This is a genomic window from Bremerella sp. JC817, from assembly GCF_040718835.1.
Classification (GTDB): Bacteria; Planctomycetota; Planctomycetia; order Pirellulales; family Pirellulaceae; genus Bremerella.
This window is the reverse complement of record NZ_JBFEFG010000086.1, coordinates 1-660: the sequence shown is the minus strand read 5'-3', so window position 1 is coordinate 660 and position 660 is coordinate 1. Positions and strand designations below refer to the sequence as shown.

Here is a 660-nt window from a genome sequence, read left to right as displayed (position 1 = left end):
TCCTACAGCGTGCCTGGCGGGCTAGGTCAAGGTTTGCATCAGCGCACGTTCGGCAGCTTTCATCCAGGCGGATGCTTGTTCCTGCTGGGGGACGGCTCGGTTCATTTCCTCAGCGAAACGATGGACCTGACGATTTATCATGGCACCAAGTGTCTTCACCAGCACGACCAACGGAAAGCCAATCAGCACCAGCAGCGGATCATGAAGCAAGGCTTCAATATCGAGCAGGGCCCCCAGCGAGATGACAGCCAAATCGCGCACCGGCCTTCTGCTTGTCGTCAGACGACCGCCGAAAAACTTTCGCGTAATGTATGTGTCAGGGCATCGACCTGCTGGGTGAAGCTTTTTCCTCCCAGTATCAGACCGGCCCAAAAGGCACCAAACGCGGCCGGAAGCCCCAGGATATGTGCCACAAAGCAGCCACTTCCCAGCAAAGCCAACGCAAGTCGGCTCGTGGCAACGCAGTGACATCCGTTTTCGCACGGCGGTAGAAATGGTTCGCCAAGGCTGGGTGGATTCGTCGAATTGCATGATGATTATATCCTCGCGTCAGCGCGTGAATGTTTTGAGCGGGCCTTAGCTATCCGAGTCTTCTTCAGGCGATGGTTCCGGTTCAGGCGCTTGTCTGAAAGACCTGACCGGACTGAAGTCGCTGGAAGC

General features: G+C 56.4%; 1 protein-coding gene. It reads left to right on the top strand.

Annotated elements, in window-relative coordinates:
- Nucleotides 1–9: 9 nt before the first annotated feature.
- Nucleotides 10–468, top strand: coding sequence for an H-X9-DG-CTERM domain-containing protein (locus tag AB1L30_RS00405; protein WP_367011378.1), 459 nt, complete (start codon nt 10–12; stop codon nt 466–468).
- Nucleotides 469–660 lie beyond the last annotated feature (192 nt).